Here is an 18,722-nt window from a genome sequence, read left to right as displayed (position 1 = left end):
GGAGGGGGGGGGCGGAGGTTGTTTCCCCACTTCAACAGCGTCAGGTCGCCTTGCTGAGGAGCGGTCGGTCCAGGACCTTTTCGAGGGTGTGAAGGGTGGCCAGGTCGAGTTCGTCCACGCCACCGGTGATCATGCGGTGCATGTTGCGTTCTGCCCGTGCCGCGCCCCGGACGGTCTGCTCGTGGTGGGTGAAGGTGTTCACGGCCTGGACGACGCCGAAGACCGTTCCCTGCCACGGGCTGACGCGCTGGTCATGGTTCCACAGGTGATTCAGAGTGTGGCGCTTGTTCTCGGCGATGGTGCGGCTGGCGCCTCGCTTGTCCGGTACGGGTACGTGCCGGTCGAGGAAGCGACCCCAGTTCGACCTGGACACCTCGATCCGGCACAGGCGCTTGACCTCGGCGGCGAAGCCGTCGGCTGTCTGGTGAACGATGCCGAGCGCATCGCGTACGTCGACGACGTGATCGAGGGACCGGCGGGAGTGCTTGACCTTCACGCGCTTGGCGTTGTTGGAGGCCAGAGCGGCGGACAGGGTGTTGTCACAGACGATCAGCTGAGCGCCGGTCTGGTAGGTCGAGGAGAGGGAGCCGTCCAGGGAGGTGGCCGCGGAGAGGAACGGGCGGAAGGCGATGCCTTCGGGGGTGGTGCAAGTGTCCGGCACCTCGACCTGGACCCAAGCCACGGCGCCGCCTTTCAGCAGGCCGGCGGAACCGATGGACAGGTTGTCGTCCAGGAGGGTTTCGATGTGATCCACGAGCCAGCGTTTGTACTCGTGGATGCGGAATCCCTGCTTGAAGACACCGAGGATGCGGCCGGTGTCGGGGCGGATGATCGCCTTGCGTGTGGGGTCGTTGAGGCGGGTGACGCCGTCGTCGGTCAGGTAGGTGGTCTCGATGGTGCCTTCCACGGGTTCCCAGTGGAACAGGCGGCGCTTGACGTCGTCGACGGGGATCGGTCCGAGGTAGTGGTTAGGCTCGTCACCTTGCCGGCTGGCGCGGTAGTGCCAGGCGGTGCCGCGCTTGTCGGTGAAGCCGATCAGGGTGTTCTGGTTGAGCCAGGTCAGGCTCTCACTGGACATGAAGCTCTCCCCCTTGGTTTTGGGACATGCGAAGCGCCCCAGCGCCCTGCTTCGGGTGCCGGGCAGGTGGGTGTGGTCAGAGGGGCTCGCCCCGCCAGAGGAGCAGGGCTTGGTGGGTGTCGTCCTTGCCGGGGCGGGCTGCTGCACGCAGGTCGGCCAGGGTCCATGCGACGCGGAGGATCTGGGTCATCGCAGCCGGGGTGATCGTGCCGCTGCGCAGGGGCGTGTCGAGTGGATCGAGGGCGTCGGGGTCGAGGCGGTGGGTGCTGCGCAGTTCCAGCCCTGGTATCTCGGCGTTGGTCTGTCGAGGGGTGCCCTTCAGGCGGTGAGCGGCACGGGCTCGGGCCTCGACCACGCGCTCGGCCACGATGGCGGTGGATTCTCCCGGCTCGGCGGTCCAATCGTGCGGTTCGAGGGGTGCGGTGAGTTCGATGCGTTCCCGCAGGGTGGTGAGCCGGTTGAGGTAGCGCCGCTGCTCCCCCGTCCCGCAGTGGCAAGAGGTGGTGTCGCAGGGGCAGGGGTGCGTGGCCAGCAGGAGTTGGAAGCGGGCGGGCAGGTGAAGGATGCCGCCCGCGTCGGCGAGGATGACCTCGCCGGTGTCCAGGGGGTAGCGCAGGCCGTCCAGGATGCTGCGGGCGAACTCGGGCGCCTCGTCGAGGAACAGTACGCCCGCGTGCGCCAGCGATACGGCGCCGGGGCGGACCAGTCCGAGGCCACGGCGGCCGAAGATCGCGGCGGCGGTGCTCGTGTGGTGCGGTGCGCACAGCGGTCGGCGTCGGTCCTGCCAGGGCGTCTCCGTGAGCGAATGGATCTCGGAGACTTCGGTGTGGCTGGTGTCCTCCAGCGGTGGGAGGATGCCGGGCAGGCATGCGGCCAGCGCGGCACAAGGGCCTCTCCCCTGCAGGAGCAGGTGGTGTCCTCCGGCCGCGCTGATCTCCAGAGCGTCTTTCGCGGCCTGGTTGCCGGGCAGATCGGCCAGATCCAATTCGGGTACGTCGACGGCGGTGGCTGGAGGGTTTGGCACGGTGGCCCGTGCACCGTTCGTCAGCTGCTTGACCAGGTCAGTGAGGGAGGAGGCGGGTATGACCGCCCACTGACCGGTGTGTGTGGTGCTGGCCACGGGCACGACGACAGCGCGGGCTCCGTAGACGATCAGGGCTCGGATGGCGGAGGGCAGCCCGCGAACATGCCGCAGGCTGCCGTCCAGGCCGAGTTCTCCAAGGAAAGCGGTGTGGGCCAGCGGTTCGGTGGGCATTGTGCCGGCGGCGGCGAGGATGGCCACCGCGATGGCCAGATCCAGCGCGGAGCCGTACTTGGGCAGCTCGGAGGGAAGCACGTTGACCGTGATCCGCTGGTCGGGCCAGTCCCAGCCGCTGTTGAGGATCGCGGCGCGGACCCGGTCTCGTGTCTGCGCCGTCACGGTGTCCGGCAGGCCGATCAGGTGGAAGCCGGGCAGGCCCGGGGATACGTCGGCCTCGATGCGGACGACGTGTCCGGACAGGCCGATGACGACAGCTGAAGAGACGGCGGCGAGGGCCATCGTGGTCACCGCCCCTCACCAGGCGTAGGAAGCTGGGGCAGGGCGGCTCTGGGGCACCGCTTTACCTGCGCCTCGATCTCTTCGGTCGTCACGGTGGCGTGCATCTCATGGATCGCTGAGGGTGGCACGCCGTTGCTGAGAGCGAAGTCCACGAGCCTGGCCATGCTGTAGGCGGGGTTGTCCGCCAGGGCGCGGTCGATGGCGATGCGGGCCAGGGTTCCGGCTCCGGTGCCGAAGGCGGCCACGCCCAGTAGCGTGGCGGGAGCGGCGGCGTAACCGGTCTCGACACGGCGAACCACCTCGCTCCACAGTGCGATGTGGGCGGGTGCGGAATAGGTGCCGATCAGCGTGATGGCCACATCGCGTACGGTGATCGACGTGAGCAGGATGCCCAGCCAGGTCAGCTCTTCGGGGCTGGTCGGCTCGCCGGCCAGCTGCCGGGCGAAGGCGGCATGGACGCAGCGCAGGCCTTCCTCGTACCAGTCTCGTGGCGTGGCAGTGGTCAGCATCGACGTGGCACGCTCGCGGGCCACGTGGGTGGCTGCTCGCACGGCGTCACGGTCTGGTCCTTGCGCCGGTTGCAGGCAGGCGGCGAATGTCTCCCGGTCCGGGGATGCGGCCAGGCCCGCCACGACGGCGCCCGCGGCCGCCTGACTGGTCGTGATGTCGTAGGGAGTCCCGTCGGGAGGGCCTAGGTCGGGGTAGAACCAGTAATGACTGTCTTCGCACCGCAGAAACTCAGCGAGGTGGATACCGGTCGGCGCTATCGCCGCTCGCATGTCATCCAGTACAGGTGTGACCAGGCTGGCGGGCCCGTAGCCGATCACCCAGATCCCGCTGGCCTCCTCGCGGGTCAGGATGTCGAGACTGTGGGCGACGATGTTGGGGATTTCGTCGCGGTTATGGGGCAGGTCGTGACGGATGCCGTTGATAAGGGTCTGATCGCGGAAGCCGAGGATGACCAGGCTCATCGTCGGGTGGAACCCGAACAGATAGGGCACGATCGCGATGTAGTCGACGGGCTGGGACAGGCGCACGGTTTCGGCCACGGCCGACACCTCCAGGGCAGATGCGGACAGCGGGACGGGCGAAAAGCGAAGCGCGCCACACGGCCCCGGTGGAGGGCGTACAGCGCGCGAATGGCGAGTCGGTCAGAGGCGTTCGATGCGGATGCCGCCGCGCGGGCCCACGCACAGCCGCCAGCTGGGATCGGTGAGCCGGTCGAGGCCGGCGTACAGGAGCATCGAGCAGTCCGCGCCTACGCACGGAGTGAGCACCTGAACGGGCATGCGGTGAACGAAGGCGAAGCGGGAACGCTGCCAGATGCCGTACTGGTAGCGAGCGAGGAACGCCGTACGGGCGGCAACCAGCGAGGGAAACACCTCAAGATCACGATTCTCGGGATCGCGGTAACACGATCCGCCGAACCACAGGCCGTAGACGATCACGACGACGCCTCCTCCTTTGGCAACCAGACATGGCACAGCCGCTGATGGCGTGTGGTGGTGAGGGAGTAGGCGCAGTCAGGAATGATCACCTGGTCGTCATCGCGAACCCAGGCGATCGGCGTGGCGTAGGAGAGCACCACGTACACGATGTGGGGCGCGTCGGAGCGAAAGCGCTCTACCCACTCGGCCGGAAGGCGTCCGGTGTGGGCGGGGGCACGGCACACCGCCGACAACGCGCCCTGCGTGCTGAACGCCCTGCGCTGTGCCATGTACAGCCCAGGGAAGTGGGAACGGCTGGAGATACGTGGCACGGGTGCTCACCCTGTCCCGCAGCCGGGCGATGCATGCTCCCCGCCGCAGTAGCCACAGACATCCTCCAGGGCGTACACCGACAGCTCCTCAGCGAATTGATCACGCCAATTGAGCTGGGTACGGGTGTAGGCGTCGAAATACTCTGCGTCGGTGCCTCCCAGGCTCAAGGTCAGGAATGACAACACCGTGCGCGCGGTGGTGATCAGGGTGTCGGTGGACAGCGTGGTGCCAACCGGGGAGCTGATGTCAGTGGCGGAAAAGATCGTCCGGTTGCGGCGTGACAATCGGTACAGCCATCGGGTCCGCCCGTCGTTCCCGCGGCCGTGCGGCCACAGTTCGAGCAGGTGATCGGTATCAATCGGCCAGCCGGCCAACAGACGTGGGGTGATTCGCCACCTCTGGGGCAAGGTGATGCCGTCAAGGACGGCCATAGGGGTGTCCTCCCCGGGGTCGGTGTTCTGGGTTGGGTTCTTGGTCGGTAGGGCGTGGGGGCGGGCCGTCGATACCGCGCGTGCTCGTGTTGGCCATGGGGATGCCGGCATGCAGGACGTCACGCAAGCAGTTGTGGAACAGCACTCCGGGGAAGCGAGCGCGGACTTGGTCGAGATCGGTCACCGCTCCGCACCAGTCCCCCAGCCGGTTGTGTTCCGGGGAGAGGAACAAGCACCGGAATGAACACGCCGACGCATGGGCAACCGGTGCAAGCTGCGGGCAGAGCACGATGATGAACAGTTCTTCGGAAGGGGGCACGGTCATGAACGCACACCTCCTCAAGAGCATGAAGAAATCGGGCGGTTTCCGTATCGCGCGGCCGCAGGACAGCGCAGGGGGCACCACACTCCTTTTCGCTTTCCCCCACTTGAATACGGTCATGTGCATGGCTCAATCGTCCGCACGTCGAGCGATTCTTCGAAATAATCTGCGCCGCACGAATAGGCGCGGACCTGCAGGGAGCGAACTTTCACTCTCACTTAAATACGGCACACAACTCCCCCCAAGCGTCCGGAGAGAAAGGAGATTTCTTAAGCTTTTCTCGCCAACAAAAAGAGCCCCGGAGCGGGAACTCCAGGGCTCTAACTGACTGCTACGGCGTCAGTCGTCAGTCGTCGAATCGCTTCCGACGTAAAGCATGGCGCCCCTCGCGTCGTCAAGGCGCTCAGACAGGTCCCTGAGCTCTGCGCGCGCCGCATCTCGCACGCGAATAACGGCACGACGGGATCCATAGACGCCGCCTTCTCTCTCCTGGGCGACTTTGGCGAAGATGCCCGCCCGCCCCAGGTCATCCGCCTGCTCGGCCTTCGCGATGATCTCCCTCAGGACGGGGAACTCCTGCCCGTCCCCGAACGCCTGACGGAAGATCTCCGCGCTGTGCTGAGCAGTGGAGAACGCCACCGCGGCACGGGTGACGTTCTCGGCATGTGGGAGCCCGCGCATGAGCTGCGCGCCAGGAGTCGCATCGACCTCGGTCGGGGGTACGTCCACGCGGTAGCCGTTGCGGGCTGCGGCGTCACGGACCGCCCAGCGCTGGAGCGTGGTCCGCGTGATGGTCATCTCAGTCCCGTCCCGCCGTACGTATATCCACGCCTGAGTGTCGCGGGTCTCCCCGCTCTCGGGAGCCCTCTGGCACTTGCCGAGCACGTCACGGAGCCGCTGCGCGAACAGGAGAACGGCGTCCTGATTCACGTCGTCGGAGACGTCGTCGGTGCCGTACGGGGCATGGCCAGCCTTGACGATGGTGGCACTCCCGTCCATGCGCTTGCGGGATCGAGTGGAATCGACCGTACGGCAGTAGCCACGCGCCAACTTGCGGATTTCCATCCAGTCCTCCGGTGTGACGCGCGCCATGTCCTCTGCCGCCAGGCTGCTACCGGGAATGCTCGCGGGTACGCTTCCGAAGGCGCTTTTCGCCATAGCCGCTCTCCGATCGTTTCGCGTCCGATTTACATCGGGCGCCCCTCACCTTTGACCAATTCAATTAAATCGCATCACGGAGATCAAATCAATTATCACGGGGAATTGATTAGAGGTACCTTCAGTGTCGGAATTGTCTGTTATGGGAATCGAATAAGTGAAGCGAGAATCGGAATTGAGAGAGAGTTGAAATGGATATGACGATTGCATTTGCCGTACGAATATTTTGCACGTGCGCATATTGGCCGGCCCATCTATGGAGGTATCCGACTACATCAGTCGGGGCTTGCTGCTGGCCAGTGAAAAGGGCCTTGACCTGGGCGAACTCCGGTTGCACCTACCCCTGCTTAATCCGCAGAGGTATTCGCAGGGCTATCCGGACGGGTACACAGAGGAGTGATCGCCCGCGCCGCTGGCCGCTTGGCATCCCGCAACCAGTCGCCGCGGGCAGCCACTCTGCCGCCGCATTCCATCCCCTCGCTCAACCACTCTGGGCGAGCAAGCCCAGAGTGATAGACCCGTTGTCCTCCGAGAGAGAGGAAAGCACCCCCATGCGACGGGTTCTGATCCTGAGCCAGACGGCAGCGTTTCTGATCGTTACCATGTTCACGCCTGCATCCGCCCAAAGTGAGTCGCGCTCCGTCATAGCGGCCTGCGACAAGAGAATTGTGGTCACCGGCGACGTAGTCGCGATCCGAGACGAACCTCGGTCGGACGCTCCGATCGTCAGGAAAGTGAAGAGGGGTGACGTCTTGGAGAGCTGCTGGAAGGTGATTGGGCGCGAAAAATCATATAAGAAGTGCGGCTCGGAGCACTATGACTGGTATCTCGTCGGCGCCGGTGCACCGAAGAGTGGATATATACCAGTCACCTGCGCCCGCAAGCTGTAACAGAGCATCGTGTAGACGTGGCCTCCGCTGTTCACAGGATCCCTGCGGACAGCGGAATGGTCGCCTTAGTGGTCCAGCGGTAGAGGCGTTCATCGCGATCCAGAACGATGAGCTGAATGCTTCGAACGGTAACGGTCACTGGCTCAGAGCGCACACTGTCCAGTGCCGCGGCGTAAGGCTCCATCGGCCCGTCTGAATTGCTGTAAGCGATGCTCACGTGCGGCTTCCACTGTTCGGAGTCGGGAACCTGTTCCCGCCCCCACACATCCGCGATCGCCTCCCGCAATGCCTGCCGCACCGTTCGCATCGACTCGGCCGGCTGGACGTGGAACTGCAGCGCTTCCGGATCGGTGACCGGACGAGTGAAGATGAGCTCCACCGGGCCGAGGGACGCCAGCCTGGCGGTGGCCGCCTTGATGATGTCGTCGAGGTCATCGTCGGTGACCTCGTCGGTGAAACCGATGCCTTGGGTGGTCAGGTGCAGCCAGCGGTTCGGGATCAGGTCAAGGCCGCCCAGCGCCGACAGGGGTGCGTGGTAGGCGGCGACCAGCCGGTGGAGGGCAGATTGATCCTGGAACGTGGTGTGGAAGGTGTACATCCGGCGGCCGACGCGCCAGCCTGGCCGCCACCACCAGTGATCACGCATCCGGGAGTCAGTCACGTGTAATGCCCTTCGGTCGTCTGCCCTGCTGCACGGTAGTGGTCGATCCGCTCTCGGAGGTCCCGAGCGAGCGGATCGTCTCGATACCGACTCTGAGTGAGGAACCGGCCGATCTCAAGGACGCGGGTGACAACAGGCGCGAGGCGTCGCTCAGGCGCTTCTTCCAGAACGGGCGTCAGGTGGCTATCGGCTGCTTCGAGCTGCCGGTGATCAGGTACGCGTGGGCCATGCAGATGTGGATCTGCGCCCACGTACCGTAGGCCCGTTCCTCCCCTTCGAGGTACGCCTGTAGCGCCTGCTCGGCAGCCGCCATGGCACTTCGCATGTCCGCGGCGCGGATGTGGACCGTCATGGTGTAGTTGCCCTGGCGAGCCACGCCGCAGGCGAACAACCCACCGGGATCGTCCGGGCCCGTGATCGTCGCTCGGGCGCGTTCGGCGTCGCGTACCGCCTGCAGAGCCTTGGGGACGTTGTCCAACTCCTGATAGGCGTCGGCCTCCTGCAGGGCGAGGAACACCTTCATCGTGTCGTTGGGTGAGCATTCGAAGCCCATTCGGGCCAACGTAGCCGCCTGATGCTGACGGCCGTCCCAGAAGGCGGTCTTGGACTGGGCGCACAGTGCCAGTGCCCGAGCGGCGGGGATGTCGGCTTGTTCGGCCAGGACGAGGGCGGTCCGGGCATGTGCTTCCGCGGCGCCGATCTGGCCGAGGTCTCCTGCAGCCCAGGCCATGAACGCGCAGAGCTTGGCGGCCGTGGCGTACAGCTCGCGGCGTTGATCCAGGCGTTGATGACCCTTTTGCAGCAGGTCGAACAGGTCCCTGGCCAGACCGGCCGCGCTGCTCAAGAGCGGTGCGGGCGACCGGTAGAGGTACTCATGAGCCAGCCTCGACAAGGAGGTGGCGTAGTACTCGAGGGTGGCGGGGCCGACGCCGGTCGCTTCTGCCCAGGCGCCGAAACGGGTGACCTCGCCGGCGGGCATCACGCTCAACGGCTCGGCATCCGCTTCCGGCGATGACGCTGGAGCGAAGAGGCGTTCGTAGGAGCAGCCGAACGCCCGGGCGTACAGCAGTTGGTACCGCGTACCGGGTCGGTGTTGTCCTCCTTCCCACCTTCTGATCATCCGAGCAAGAGTTGCGATGTCCGGAAGATCTGGTGCCAGCTGACGAAGCTCGCGGGCCATCTCCGGGATGTCCCAGAGCCGGGCCTCGCGCTCGGTGCGCAGCCGTACGGCGCATGAGGGGATGTCGGGGAGTGACATCGCGTGTCCCTTCCTCTTCCGCAAGGGACGGACAAGCGCGTCCGTGTGTGCCCCTCATTGTCCTCCTGACAACGCTCCGATGCAGGTCATCTACTGAGAGTCATCCAAGTTCCCTGCCTCGGAAGGGGCGTAGGCCATCATGCCTTCGACTGTCTCTGTCGCCGACGCGATCGCGATCCGCTCAGGAGAGCCGCTGATCGGCACCGTCCGAGTGGACGGCTCGAAGAACGCCGCCCTGCCGCTGATCGCGACAGCGGCGTCCGTCGGGCGACTGGCTCACCTGGGCAATGTGCCCCAATGCCAGGACGTACGGACGTTGCTTGATCTCCTCCGGCTGTGCGGCTACAGCGTGGCGCGGTCGGAGAGCAACCCAGAAGAAGTTGTCATCATGCCGATCTCTCGTACTGAGCCGCCCATCGAACTCGACGACGCGGCGGCCATCCGCGCCTCCTACTACCTGGTACCCGCGCTCCTGGCCTCCTGTGGGCGGGCCCGGTTGCCATGGCCGGGCGGATGTCCGGTGGGCGAGCGGGGAATGGACCTGCATTTCCGCGTCTACGAGGCGTTCGGGGACCGGGTGCTGCTGGACGGCCCGGGATACCAGGTGGTCAAGGGCGAGAAGCAAGCGGTCGACCTGGCGATCGCGCTGCCGTACCGGTCACGAGGCGCCACCGTGGCGGCCGTCCTGCGGGCCGTGATCGACCGCTGCCGGTTGACGGTGACCCAGCCCAACCTGTCGCCGGAGGTGGCAGAGATCCTCGCCTTCTTGCGGGAGGCCGGGTGGGATGCGTCCGCGAACGACGAAGCGCTGACACTCGTACCCCTGCACCTGAATGGCGATGCGCCTTTGACCTGGGAAGTGCCCGGGGACAAGGTCGAGGCGGTCACGCTGGCCTGCGCGGTCGCCATCACCCGGGGATCGGCTCAGATCAGAGGTGTCCGGGCGGCCGATGTACTGCCGGCCATGGAGGCGTTCGCCTGGCTCGGGATCCCTGCTCACGCGGGCGCGGACACGGTCACCGTACAGGGCCAGGACACGCAGCTGACCGGCCAGCCGCTGCGGGCGATCGCGTCCCTGACCCCGGGCGGCCTGGACGCCGATTTCGAGCCGCCGCTGATGGCGCTCGCGCTCGGCATGCCGGGCGGGCACCTGTTCGCCGATGCCATCAACCCGGGACGGCACGGCAACCTGATTCCACAGCTCGCGCGCCTCGGCGCGGTGATCGAGCAGTTGTCAGCAACACATTGCCGGTTCGCCGGTCCGCAACGATTGGTCGGGGCCGCGGTGAAGGCCAACGACATCCGAACCGGCTCCACCCTGATCGTCGCCGGGCTGGCGGCCGACGGCATCACCACGGTGAGCGGCCTGACGCAACTGCGCCGTGGACATGCGGATCTGCCCGGCAAGCTGCGCCACCTCGGCGCGGACATCACCGAGGAAGCCGCATGACCGGCCAACGTGCGCTGGACGGCATCGTCGCCACTGTCGACGTGCATTCCAGCTTCGACCGGTCCGCACCGATGCTCGCGTACTTGCATGCCGCCCGCCGACGGGCGCTGGTGGTCGATGGCGGCGACTTCTTCGAAGGCAGCGGCTACTACCGCCTGGGCGGCGGCGACATCGAGCGCCGTATCCTGGTCTCTCTGTACGACGTTCTCGCGCCCGGCAACCACGGTTGGCGCCACCATTTCGAGCCCGATCTCCGAGCTCTGACGGTTTGCGCCAATGCCGTCCACGCCAGCACCGGTGAGCCACTGTTCCGGACCGTACGCATAGAGCGGATCGGCGGCCGGCGGGTGGGCGTGACCGCGGTGATCGGCGAGGACGCGTTCGCCACCATTCCGCTCGCCGAGCGCATTGGCCACGACGTCATCGAACCATCGCTCGCACTACACGAGCTGCATCAACGTCACCGAAACGCGGTCGACGACTGGGTGGTGCTCAGCCACTCCGGATTCGATCACGACCGAACGCTCGCCACGGTCTGCCCCTTCATCTCCGTGATTTTCGCTGGGCATTGCCACGGCCCGCAGTACGGACCGGTTCACGTGCGCAACAGCGTGGTGCTCAAAGGGCCCGAACTGGGTGAGGGCTACGCGCAGGCCGTACGGGACGAGCAGGGCTGGACCACGCACACGGGGAAGTTCCCAGACGCGGTCACCACCGCACCGCCCATAGCTAACTTGATGTCACAGCTCGACGCCATGCAGGACCGCCTGCGACAGCCGATCGGACCACTCGCCACCCCCTTCCGCGATGCGGTCCTCGACCGTCGTCACGTCCTAACGCTCATCTCCAAGCATCTGCGCACCCAACATGCGGCAGAGGCCGTCCTCCTCAACGACACCAGCCTGCGTCCCGTACGCCTCGGCACACTCCTGCACGAGCGTGACCTGCTGGCCATCGAGCCCTTCGGGAACCAACTGGTCCGCGCGCACCTCGTCATCGGGGACCTGGACATGCTCAGTGCCCAAGTCGGCCCACTGCTCGTGGATCCCGGACCGGACATACCGCGATGCGCCTGGACCACCCGCTATCTGGCCGACACCTTCCTCGGCGGCCGCTGGAACGGCCCACCAATCCCCCTCGCGCAGGCCGTACGTGCCGTTCTGACCGCGCAGACGGGAGAAGCGGCGTGATCCTCACCGGCCCTGAGATCGGCGCCGCCGCTCGCGACGGCCGCATCCGCATCTCCCCCTTCGCCCAGAACCAGGTCAACCCCAACAGCTACAACGTCCGTCTGGGCCCCACTCTGCTGACCTACACCGACCCGATCATCGACGCACACCGGCCCAACGCCACCCGCGCAACCACCATCGGCCGAGAGGGATACGTTCTGCGCCCGGATGAGCTCTACCTCGGCCACACCCTCGAAGAGGTCGGCTCCGACACCTTCGTCCCACTGCTGTTCGGCCGCTCCTCCGTCGGACGACTCGGCCTGTTCGTCGAGATCACCGCCCCCATCGGCGACATCGGCTTCCACGGTCAGTGGACGCTTATGCTCTCCCCGGTCCGCCCGCTGCGCGTCTACCCCGGTATGAAGATCGGCCAGATCATGTTCTTCGTCTCCACTGGTGCTATCGACCCCTACCGCGGCAAATACCAGGACGCCGCCGGCCCGCGGCCCTCCCAGTACTGGCGCGACCTGCTCGGGGCAGGCGCGCAGTGATCCTCACTGGCCCGGCCATCGCCGCCGCCATCACCCGCGGCGACATCACCATCCACCCGTACGACCCCCGCCGGCTTACCCCCAACGCCTATGACTGGCGCCTGAGCGACCGCATCCAGACCTGCCATGATCCCCTGGACGCCGCCCGGCCCACTCGCTGCACTGAATCGCGCATCCCCGCCACCGGCATGCTGCTCCGCCCCGGGGTCCTGTACCTCGGCCTGACCCTGGAACGCACCTGCTCCGACCGCTACGCCCAACTCCTCAACGGCAACCGCACCATCGGCGCCCTCGGCATCTGGGTCCACGTCTCCGCACCTCTCGGCCACACCGGCCACGCCATCGCCTGGACCCTGGAGATCCGCACCGCCCGCCCGGTCCGCGTCTATCCCGGCATGACCTTCGGCAAGCTCGTCTTCCTGCACCCTTTCGGCGCCATCTCCAGCTATCAGCAGCACGCCAGCAAATACGCGAGCAGCACCAGCATCGACACTTCCCACCTCTACCGCGAGATCGCCATATTCCCGGAGCAGCCATGACCAAGATCGTCACCGCCCTCGACCTGCCGGCAGGCAGCCCCGGCGGCAGCGTCGAACTTCTCTATGACCTCTACACCGGCCCCGACCCGCTGATCCCGGCACGCACCTTCATGCTCGAAGGCGATCACCCGCCGCCCCCGCCCATCGAGGTCCTGCCGGCAGAGGGAAAATGCCTGACCGGCTCCGATTTCTGGGCCTACACCGATGCCCTCATCACGCACCTGACTTCCCTGCTCAACCCCAATGACGTCGCCCTCACTCACCTCCAGCACGTAGCCTTCGGCGCCACCCCGGCCCTGCTCCGCGCCCTCCCTGGCATCCCGAGCATCGCTCTGGTCCACGGCACCGACCTGCTCCAAGCCGCCTGCCACGACACCCAGCGTCATGTCCTCCAGTACACCGTCAGCAAGGCTGCCGCGATCGTCGTCCCCACAACTGCCATGGCCGACCAGCTCAGTAACCTTGCCCCTCGCCTCGACCCGGCGAAAGTCCACCACGTGCCCTGGGGCGTACCGGATCATCTCGTGACCGCACCTCCTCCACGACGCATCCCGGACGGCCCCGGGCCGTTCCGCCTGCTCTACGCCGGACGGCTCACCGCCGAAAAAGGCGTGCGAACGCTCGCCGAAGCATGCGCCAACGACCGCGACATCACGTTGAGCATCGCAGCTCCCGCCGACCAGTACGCCACCCTCGCCCCACGACTCCAAGAACTCCGCTGCCACCACCGCTACCTGGGCTGGCTCGACCGCAGCCAACTCTGGCGGTGCTTCACCGAGCACGACGCCCTCGCCGTTCCCTCCACCACGCTCGAAGCCTTCGGACTCGTCGCCGTCGAAGCCCAAGCCTGCGGCCTGCCCGTCCTCTACCAGCCCGTCCCCGGCCTCACCGATGTCCTGGCCGGCAGCGCGTTCCCCGTGGACTTCGCCAACCCGACCGCGCTCACCACCGCCATTAACCTCCTGCGCCGTAACCCCACCCTGCTGCCCGACCTGCGCACCGCCGGCTACGCCAACGCCGCCCGCCACACCCTCAGCAACACCGCCACCGCCCTTCTCGAACTCGGCAAACGGATCACACGAGGGTCCAGACCGCGTCGCTGAGCAGCCGCGACCCGCTCTCATCACTACGCTGGCCACCACGGCCATCTCGGCAGAAAGGCACCCTATGACGCCTCAGCAGGACCGCATCGAGCACCTCCTCCGCGAAGGCGTCCACAACAAGGTCTACCCCGGCGCCGTCTGGGCCATCGGCGACGCGGACGGCACCCAGCTCAGCGGTGCGTGCGGGCTACTCGACCCCACAAACCCCGATCACCCCATGCGGCTGGACACCATTTTCGACGTCGCCAGCCTCACAAAGGTCCTGGCCGTCTGGTCGGTCATCGGCGCTCTCTGGGAAGAACAACGCCTGCACCTGCACGCCCCGCTCTCCAACCTCATGCCTGACTTGGCTGGCCATCAACTCGGCGGCGTGACCGCGCACCAACTCCTTACCCACACCGCCGGGGTCCCCCTCCGCGCAAATCTCAAGAACCTCTACGGCACGGACCCGCACCGCATTCGCGAAGGTGTACTCAAAGAGGCACTGCACCGGCCTCCTGGCGAAGCCGTCGAATACACCGACCGCGCCGCTCTTATCCTGGGCTTCCTCGCCGAACACCTCACCGACACCCCACTGGACCAGCTCGCCCAGAGCCGCATCTGGCACCCCCTTGGCATGACCACCACCCAATTCGGCCCACTACCAGCCAGCCTCATGGCGCGCTGCGCCCCAACCGAATACGACGAGGAGACCGACCGACATCTCAAGGGCATAGCGCACGATTTCTCCGCACGGCTGCTCGGCGGCGTCTGCGGCATTGCAGGTGTCTTCTCAACCCTGGTCGACCTGTCGCTGTTCCTACGTCACCTCCTCCATCCCTCCCGCTCTGGCTTGTGCTTCAGCACTGCCTGGGCGCAGGAGTCTCTCCAGGTTCAGACTGGAGCCCTTGAACCCGCCCGTGGTTTGTTCTGGCACCCTGCTCCCAGCACCACGCCCGAAGAAGGCATCTACGTCCACTATGGGTTCACCGGGACCGGCATGTGGATCTCTTGCAAACAGAATCGCTGGTCCATCCTTCTCACCAACAAGCTGTACTACGCTCGCGATCGCCAACCACTGACCGATATCCGCAACAGCTTCCGCTCACTAGCATTCGCATAGACCTGAAACAGCCGGCAAACCGACTTTTATCCGTAGGTTCCGGGTTGGAGCCCCGGGCGCCCTACCACTCCACACCCTATCTGACCTGGGATTTCTCGATCCTCGGGTGCGTCCGACGAGACGAAGATGCGCCGTTGGTTACTCGCTGGTTGCTCTTCGGCACATGGCCGGGCGATCCGGCGTCCGATTTGAGCCGGTTCGCCAAGCGCGACCCGCAAGAAGATCAAGGGAAGCTTTGGCCGGAAGGACCAGGCGGACATCGCGGTTCCGGTCCTGCATGGTGACGAGCCAAGGATTGATCAAGCTGCTCGTCGTGCAGATACGGCAGTTTCACAACGAGTCGATGAATTGGACGCCTGCGAGGAGAGAACGGTTCTCCAGATCGCTTACTCCGCTTCCCTTGCTCTCGCTCCACACCGACCGTTTTGTGGAGACAACCCGTCGTACTCGAGAGGCTCCCCGACCGGGGATGGCCAGCGGCCGAGGGGAGAGCGATGCGCCGAGAATACGCCAATTGCCTGACGGCACAGCGGTTAAGCTCCAAGAAACCGATCGACAAGGAGAACCGGCGCGGCCGTCAACGTCGACTACACGCGCGCCTTTCGACGCCCCTCCGATCTAATGCGCCTCATCCTGGCCGTTGTAGCGGCCCTACCAGCCGACGAAGCTCATTGGATCGAGTGGAAGTGCCCGCCAGTTCTGACCGGTGCCGACAGCGCGTTCATGATCAGCAAGCAGATCCTCGGCTTCTCCAACCGAAACCCCGATTCGGCGGCGAACTTCGCCGAGGGCACCGCGTACGTTGTCATCGGTGCCGAGCCCGGGCAGATCAACGGCGTGACGCCGCTCGATGTCGCCCGCCTCGAAGGCTCCCTGACGCCTTACCTCGGTACCGAGGGACCCATCTGGGCGGCCACCTATGTGCCCGTTCAGGACAAGAGCGTCCTGGTCATCACCGTGGAGGCCCCTGCCTGGGGCAACCCCATCTACCCCCTGTGCAAGACATACCAGCCGTCGGACGGGAAGACGGGCGCTGACGACGGCACCATCTTCATTCGCCGCCAGGCCAGCACTCAACCAGCGAAAGCCGCCGAGCATCGCATGCTTCAGGAACGGCTCCGGCGACACACACAAACGGCCGTCCTCGCCCTCGAACTCCAATGGCCCGACACGCCTGTGCCGTTGAAGTCACTCGACGTCAGCGAGGAAGCGCAGAACCGATGGCTCAAGGCCAGAAGGAGGGAACTTCTAGGGCACGTATGCGGTTGTGATCAACAGATGGTCCAGGCGGGGTCCTTGAGCCAGATCATCGGGGCGCGAAGGTAGCGGCCGGCGAGGCCGCTCACGGGTGTCTTGTCATACCGCGTAGCCGGTCCTTCTTCTCCGGGATGACCGCCTTGATACGACGTTGGCGCAGGTGGGCGCGATTGCCGCGCGACGTACGCCTTGTCTCCGGCGCCTGCGTCAGGCGGGTGCGGGGGGACGGCCAACGGGCCCGCACCTTCTTCAGGACGCGATGAACTGCGGGCTGTCCGCTGGTCAGCGGGGGTGACCTCGCCATGGCGCACCCGTTGTGGCGGAGTTCACGGAAACGCGACTTGACCTTGACCCTAGGGTCAAGGTCGACGCTGATGGCATGACGAGCTCGAACGCGACTTACCCGGGCTGGCGTGGCATGTTGCCGGTGGAAGACACCGCGCTGGCCGTAACCGACACCGGCGGGGCAGGGACCCCCGTGGTTTATCTGAACGGTTCCTACGCTGGCCAGCGGCACTGGCGGCCCGTGATCAACGACCTGGGGCCGGGGTGGCGGCACATCACCTATGACGAGCGGGCTCGCGGCAAATCGAGGAAGTCGGCGGATTACTCCTTCGAGGCCTGTGTCCGGGATCTCGACGCCGTCCTGAAAGCCAGGGGGGTGGAGCGGCCGCTTTTGGTGGGTTGGTCCTACGGCGCGTTGCTCGGGGTGCATTGGGCCGCTCGGAATCCGGGCCGCGTCGCCGGCGTGGTCGGGGTCGACGGCCCATTTCCGTCCGGCTGGACCGACACTGCCGGCCACGAACGCATCCGGCAGCTGTTCCATAAGTTCCGATGGGCGTTGCCGATGGCGCGGCTCATCGGCAACGCGGCGCGGATGAGTGCCGAACAGCATGCCGACATCAATATCGAGGCCCACATCATCCACGCTGCCCTCGAACCGCTCCTCGACAGCCTATCTGTCCCGGTCCGATACGTGATCGGCTCAGGTGAGGCACTGGGAAGCAAGAATGATGAGCAAGAACAGATGCGCACTACCCTCGATCCTGTGCTCGCCCGCAACCCGAACCTCACGATAAGCGCGAAGGTCGCCAGCAACCACGGCACGATCGTGCGCAAGGATTTCCGCGCCATCGCCGAGGCCACCCGTGAACTCGCCGCGCTCACCCGCGAAAGCCGCTCACGACCATGATCAGCGGCGTCACGATCGGCCAGGCGGCGGCCTTCGCCGGCGTCACGATCAAGACCATCCGCCACTACCACCGGCTTGGTCTGGTCGACGAACCGGGCCGTGACGGTTCCGGCTATCGCCGCTACGGCTCGTCCGACCTGCTGCGACTGGTCCAGGTCCGGACGCTGGCTGAGTCCGGCGTACCGCTGTACGAGATCGGCGCCCTGCTCGATGCCGATCCGCAGCGGTTCGCCGCCGGCCTGGCCGAGGTCAACCGGCGGCTGACCGAGCGGATCGAGGAGTTGATCGCGCGCCGTGACTCGCTGGACCGGCTGGCCCACAGTGACCGGGCCCTGTTGCCCGACCGGGCCTGCGCGCTGTTGGACCGGGCCGCCGACCTCGGCTTCACCCCGCAGGAGGTGGCGGCCCACCGCGAGGGCATGGTGCTGGCCAGGGCGCTGGTCCCCCACGGCTTTGACGACTATCTCACCCAGGCCGAGCACGCCCTCGATGACACCCAGTTCCTCGCCTTGAACAAGCAGTGCTGGGCCGCCAAGGACTTGGAACCCGACGACCCTCGCATCGAGGAACTCGCGACTGCCGTGGCCGACCGCTTCCTCGCCAACCCCGCGTTGCTCGCGATCTCGAACGGCCTCCAGGCCCGCACTGACGCCACTCGATACGGCCTGCTCAACCACCACGGCGAAGACCAGGCACCGGCCATGGCCCGGCTGACCGCGCTAGTCGAGACGAAACTGCGCTCCGCCGGCGTAGACATCCCATATCAATAATCGCAGTCCCGGAGCCGCCGCAATCGGATCCGAATCGCAGCCCACGGTCCTTCCGTAATCCCGATGGCCACCGATCGGGAACTGAAGTGCCCGTGAGTGGGGAGCAGTCGTCCGCCAGCGGGGAGATCCTGCTGGCCGCGGATACCTCCCGCGCCTGAAGATCGCCACAGCCCTTGACACCGCTTGACGGATGCCGGCTTCGGTGGCGGCTCAGGATGTCGAGTTGCTCATCAGGCCAGGAGCCGAGCGCAAATGCATCGACTGCCTGCATCACGTCGGCAAGCGCGCCTGAGATTTCCTGGTACGCGAACTGATGAGCACGCAGGCGCCTGCCTACCGCCGCGCCCTCATCCTCCATCGATCCCCCATTGCTCGGCGAGCTTTCGCCTGAGCGCGACAACAGAGACGAGAAATCATGAAAACCCAATCCCCGCCCGCGATCAAGACCACCGGGCAGCGCGTCTACGGCGTGCACCAGCGCCCCGTCACCC

General features: G+C 66.0%; 18 protein-coding genes and 1 pseudogene. 9 read left to right on the top strand and 10 right to left on the bottom strand.

The genetic code is table 11. The features are described from left to right. Window positions 1-40: 40 nt before the first annotated feature. The 9 genes from ACTWPW_RS57880 to ACTWPW_RS57840 form a co-directional block, all read right to left on the bottom strand. A complete protein-coding gene (locus tag ACTWPW_RS57880; RefSeq protein WP_443174092.1) occupies window positions 41-1,078 on the bottom strand; it encodes a DUF932 domain-containing protein in 1,038 nt (345 codons plus the stop codon). A 76-nt stretch (window positions 1,079-1,154) separates the two neighbouring features. Then, window positions 1,155-2,618: a YifB family Mg chelatase-like AAA ATPase gene (locus ACTWPW_RS57875; RefSeq protein ID WP_443174093.1), complete on the bottom strand. Its 1,464-nt coding sequence runs from the start codon at window positions 2,616-2,618 to the stop codon at window positions 1,155-1,157. A 5-nt stretch (window positions 2,619-2,623) separates the two neighbouring features. Then, window positions 2,624-3,667 carry a DUF4192 domain-containing protein gene (locus tag ACTWPW_RS57870; RefSeq protein WP_443174091.1) on the bottom strand — a complete coding sequence of 348 codons (1,044 nt, stop codon included), beginning with the start codon at window positions 3,665-3,667 and terminating at the stop codon, window positions 2,624-2,626. A gap of 102 nt (window positions 3,668-3,769) precedes the next feature. Continuing rightward, entirely contained in the window at window positions 3,770-4,066 is a 297-nt protein-coding gene (locus tag ACTWPW_RS57865) for a hypothetical protein (protein WP_443174090.1), read from the bottom strand. Continuing rightward, entirely contained in the window at window positions 4,063-4,377 is a 315-nt protein-coding gene (locus ACTWPW_RS57860; RefSeq protein WP_443174089.1) for a hypothetical protein, read from the bottom strand. The genes ACTWPW_RS57865 and ACTWPW_RS57860 overlap by 4 nt, the downstream gene beginning before the upstream one ends. 6 nt (window positions 4,378-4,383) lie before the next feature. Further along, a complete protein-coding gene (locus ACTWPW_RS57855; RefSeq protein ID WP_443174088.1) occupies window positions 4,384-4,809 on the bottom strand; it encodes a hypothetical protein in 426 nt (141 codons plus the stop codon). Between the two features lie 661 nt (window positions 4,810-5,470). After that, window positions 5,471-6,289, bottom strand: a complete 819-nt coding sequence (locus ACTWPW_RS57850) for a hypothetical protein (protein ID WP_443174087.1) — start codon at window positions 6,287-6,289, stop codon at window positions 5,471-5,473. Window positions 6,290-7,210: 921 nt separating this feature from the next. Further along, window positions 7,211-7,840, bottom strand: coding sequence for a 2'-5' RNA ligase family protein (locus ACTWPW_RS57845; RefSeq protein ID WP_443174086.1), 630 nt, complete (start codon window positions 7,838-7,840; stop codon window positions 7,211-7,213). A gap of 175 nt (window positions 7,841-8,015) precedes the next feature. After that, window positions 8,016-9,098 (bottom strand): hypothetical protein, encoded by a 1,083-nt coding sequence (locus ACTWPW_RS57840; RefSeq protein ID WP_443174085.1) that lies wholly within the window; start codon window positions 9,096-9,098, stop codon window positions 8,016-8,018. A 139-nt stretch (window positions 9,099-9,237) separates the two neighbouring features. Here ACTWPW_RS57840 and ACTWPW_RS57835 point away from each other — a divergent pair, with 139 nt between their 5' ends. The 7 genes from ACTWPW_RS57835 to ACTWPW_RS57805 all read left to right on the top strand — a co-directional run bounded on the left by ACTWPW_RS57835 (window position 9,238) and on the right by ACTWPW_RS57805 (window position 16,338). Continuing rightward, complete coding sequence (locus tag ACTWPW_RS57835; protein ID WP_443174084.1) at window positions 9,238-10,548, top strand: hypothetical protein; 1,311 nt, start codon at window positions 9,238-9,240, stop codon at window positions 10,546-10,548. Next, a complete protein-coding gene (locus ACTWPW_RS57830; protein WP_443174083.1) occupies window positions 10,545-11,738 on the top strand; it encodes a hypothetical protein in 1,194 nt (397 codons plus the stop codon). Before ACTWPW_RS57835 ends, ACTWPW_RS57830 begins: the two co-directional genes overlap by 4 nt. Further along, window positions 11,735-12,268, top strand: a complete 534-nt coding sequence (dcd, locus tag ACTWPW_RS57825; protein ID WP_443174082.1) for a dCTP deaminase — start codon at window positions 11,735-11,737, stop codon at window positions 12,266-12,268. Before ACTWPW_RS57830 ends, dcd begins: the two co-directional genes overlap by 4 nt. Then, window positions 12,265-12,807: a dCTP deaminase gene (locus ACTWPW_RS57820; protein ID WP_443174081.1), complete on the top strand. Its 543-nt coding sequence runs from the start codon at window positions 12,265-12,267 to the stop codon at window positions 12,805-12,807. The genes dcd and ACTWPW_RS57820 overlap by 4 nt, the downstream gene beginning before the upstream one ends. After that, window positions 12,804-13,910 (top strand): glycosyltransferase family 4 protein, encoded by a 1,107-nt coding sequence (locus tag ACTWPW_RS57815; protein WP_443174080.1) that lies wholly within the window; start codon window positions 12,804-12,806, stop codon window positions 13,908-13,910. Before ACTWPW_RS57820 ends, ACTWPW_RS57815 begins: the two co-directional genes overlap by 4 nt. Before the next feature lie 64 nt (window positions 13,911-13,974). Beyond that, on the top strand, window positions 13,975-15,012 hold the full coding sequence (locus tag ACTWPW_RS57810; protein ID WP_443174079.1) for a serine hydrolase domain-containing protein: 1,038 nt from the start codon (window positions 13,975-13,977) through the stop codon (window positions 15,010-15,012). Window positions 15,013-15,735: 723 nt separating this feature from the next. Beyond that, on the top strand, window positions 15,736-16,338 hold the full coding sequence (locus tag ACTWPW_RS57805) for a hypothetical protein (RefSeq protein ID WP_443174078.1): 603 nt from the start codon (window positions 15,736-15,738) through the stop codon (window positions 16,336-16,338). Here the strand turns inward: ACTWPW_RS57805 and ACTWPW_RS57800 are convergent. Continuing rightward, window positions 16,284-16,545 (bottom strand): annotated as a pseudogene (locus tag ACTWPW_RS57800) (hypothetical protein); the annotation flags it as partial. The gene ACTWPW_RS57805 and the pseudogene ACTWPW_RS57800 sit on opposite strands and share 55 nt — an antisense overlap. A 103-nt stretch (window positions 16,546-16,648) precedes the next feature. Between ACTWPW_RS57800 and ACTWPW_RS57795 the strand changes: the two are divergent. Both ACTWPW_RS57795 and ACTWPW_RS57790 read left to right on the top strand, forming a co-directional pair. Further along, entirely contained in the window at window positions 16,649-17,461 is an 813-nt protein-coding gene (locus ACTWPW_RS57795) for an alpha/beta fold hydrolase (protein WP_443174077.1), read from the top strand. Beyond that, window positions 17,458-18,231 carry a MerR family DNA-binding transcriptional regulator gene (locus ACTWPW_RS57790; protein ID WP_443174076.1) on the top strand — a complete coding sequence of 258 codons (774 nt, stop codon included), beginning with the start codon at window positions 17,458-17,460 and terminating at the stop codon, window positions 18,229-18,231. The genes ACTWPW_RS57795 and ACTWPW_RS57790 overlap by 4 nt, the downstream gene beginning before the upstream one ends. Window positions 18,232-18,722: the final 491 nt, after the last annotated feature.

Source organism: Nonomuraea sp. KM90, from assembly GCF_052246675.1.
Lineage (GTDB): Bacteria > Actinomycetota > Actinomycetes > Streptosporangiales > Streptosporangiaceae > Nonomuraea.
The sequence above is the reverse complement of the archived record's forward strand: the minus strand, read 5'-3'. Positions and strand labels throughout refer to the sequence as shown.

What these genes read in the sequence shown, in the direction of transcription:
- ACTWPW_RS57840 (WP_443174085.1), bottom strand. Translation starts at nt 9,098, where the DNA reads ATGTCACTCCCCGACATCCCCTCATGCGCCGTACGGCTGCGCACCGAG.
- ACTWPW_RS57815 (WP_443174080.1), top strand. Translation starts at nt 12,804, where the DNA reads ATGACCAAGATCGTCACCGCCCTCGACCTGCCGGCAGGCAGCCCCGGC.
- ACTWPW_RS57855 (WP_443174088.1), bottom strand. Translation starts at nt 4,809, where the DNA reads ATGGCCGTCCTTGACGGCATCACCTTGCCCCAGAGGTGGCGAATCACC.
- ACTWPW_RS57850 (WP_443174087.1), bottom strand. Translation starts at nt 6,289, where the DNA reads ATGGCGAAAAGCGCCTTCGGAAGCGTACCCGCGAGCATTCCCGGTAGC.
- ACTWPW_RS57805 (WP_443174078.1), top strand. Translation starts at nt 15,736, where the DNA reads ATGATCAGCAAGCAGATCCTCGGCTTCTCCAACCGAAACCCCGATTCG.
- ACTWPW_RS57880 (WP_443174092.1), bottom strand. Translation starts at nt 1,078, where the DNA reads ATGTCCAGTGAGAGCCTGACCTGGCTCAACCAGAACACCCTGATCGGC.
- ACTWPW_RS57830 (WP_443174083.1), top strand. Translation starts at nt 10,545, where the DNA reads ATGACCGGCCAACGTGCGCTGGACGGCATCGTCGCCACTGTCGACGTG.
- ACTWPW_RS57835 (WP_443174084.1), top strand. Translation starts at nt 9,238, where the DNA reads ATGCCTTCGACTGTCTCTGTCGCCGACGCGATCGCGATCCGCTCAGGA.
- ACTWPW_RS57790 (WP_443174076.1), top strand. Translation starts at nt 17,458, where the DNA reads ATGATCAGCGGCGTCACGATCGGCCAGGCGGCGGCCTTCGCCGGCGTC.
- ACTWPW_RS57875 (WP_443174093.1), bottom strand. Translation starts at nt 2,618, where the DNA reads ATGGCCCTCGCCGCCGTCTCTTCAGCTGTCGTCATCGGCCTGTCCGGA.
- ACTWPW_RS57810 (WP_443174079.1), top strand. Translation starts at nt 13,975, where the DNA reads ATGACGCCTCAGCAGGACCGCATCGAGCACCTCCTCCGCGAAGGCGTC.
- ACTWPW_RS57795 (WP_443174077.1), top strand. Translation starts at nt 16,649, where the DNA reads ATGACGAGCTCGAACGCGACTTACCCGGGCTGGCGTGGCATGTTGCCG.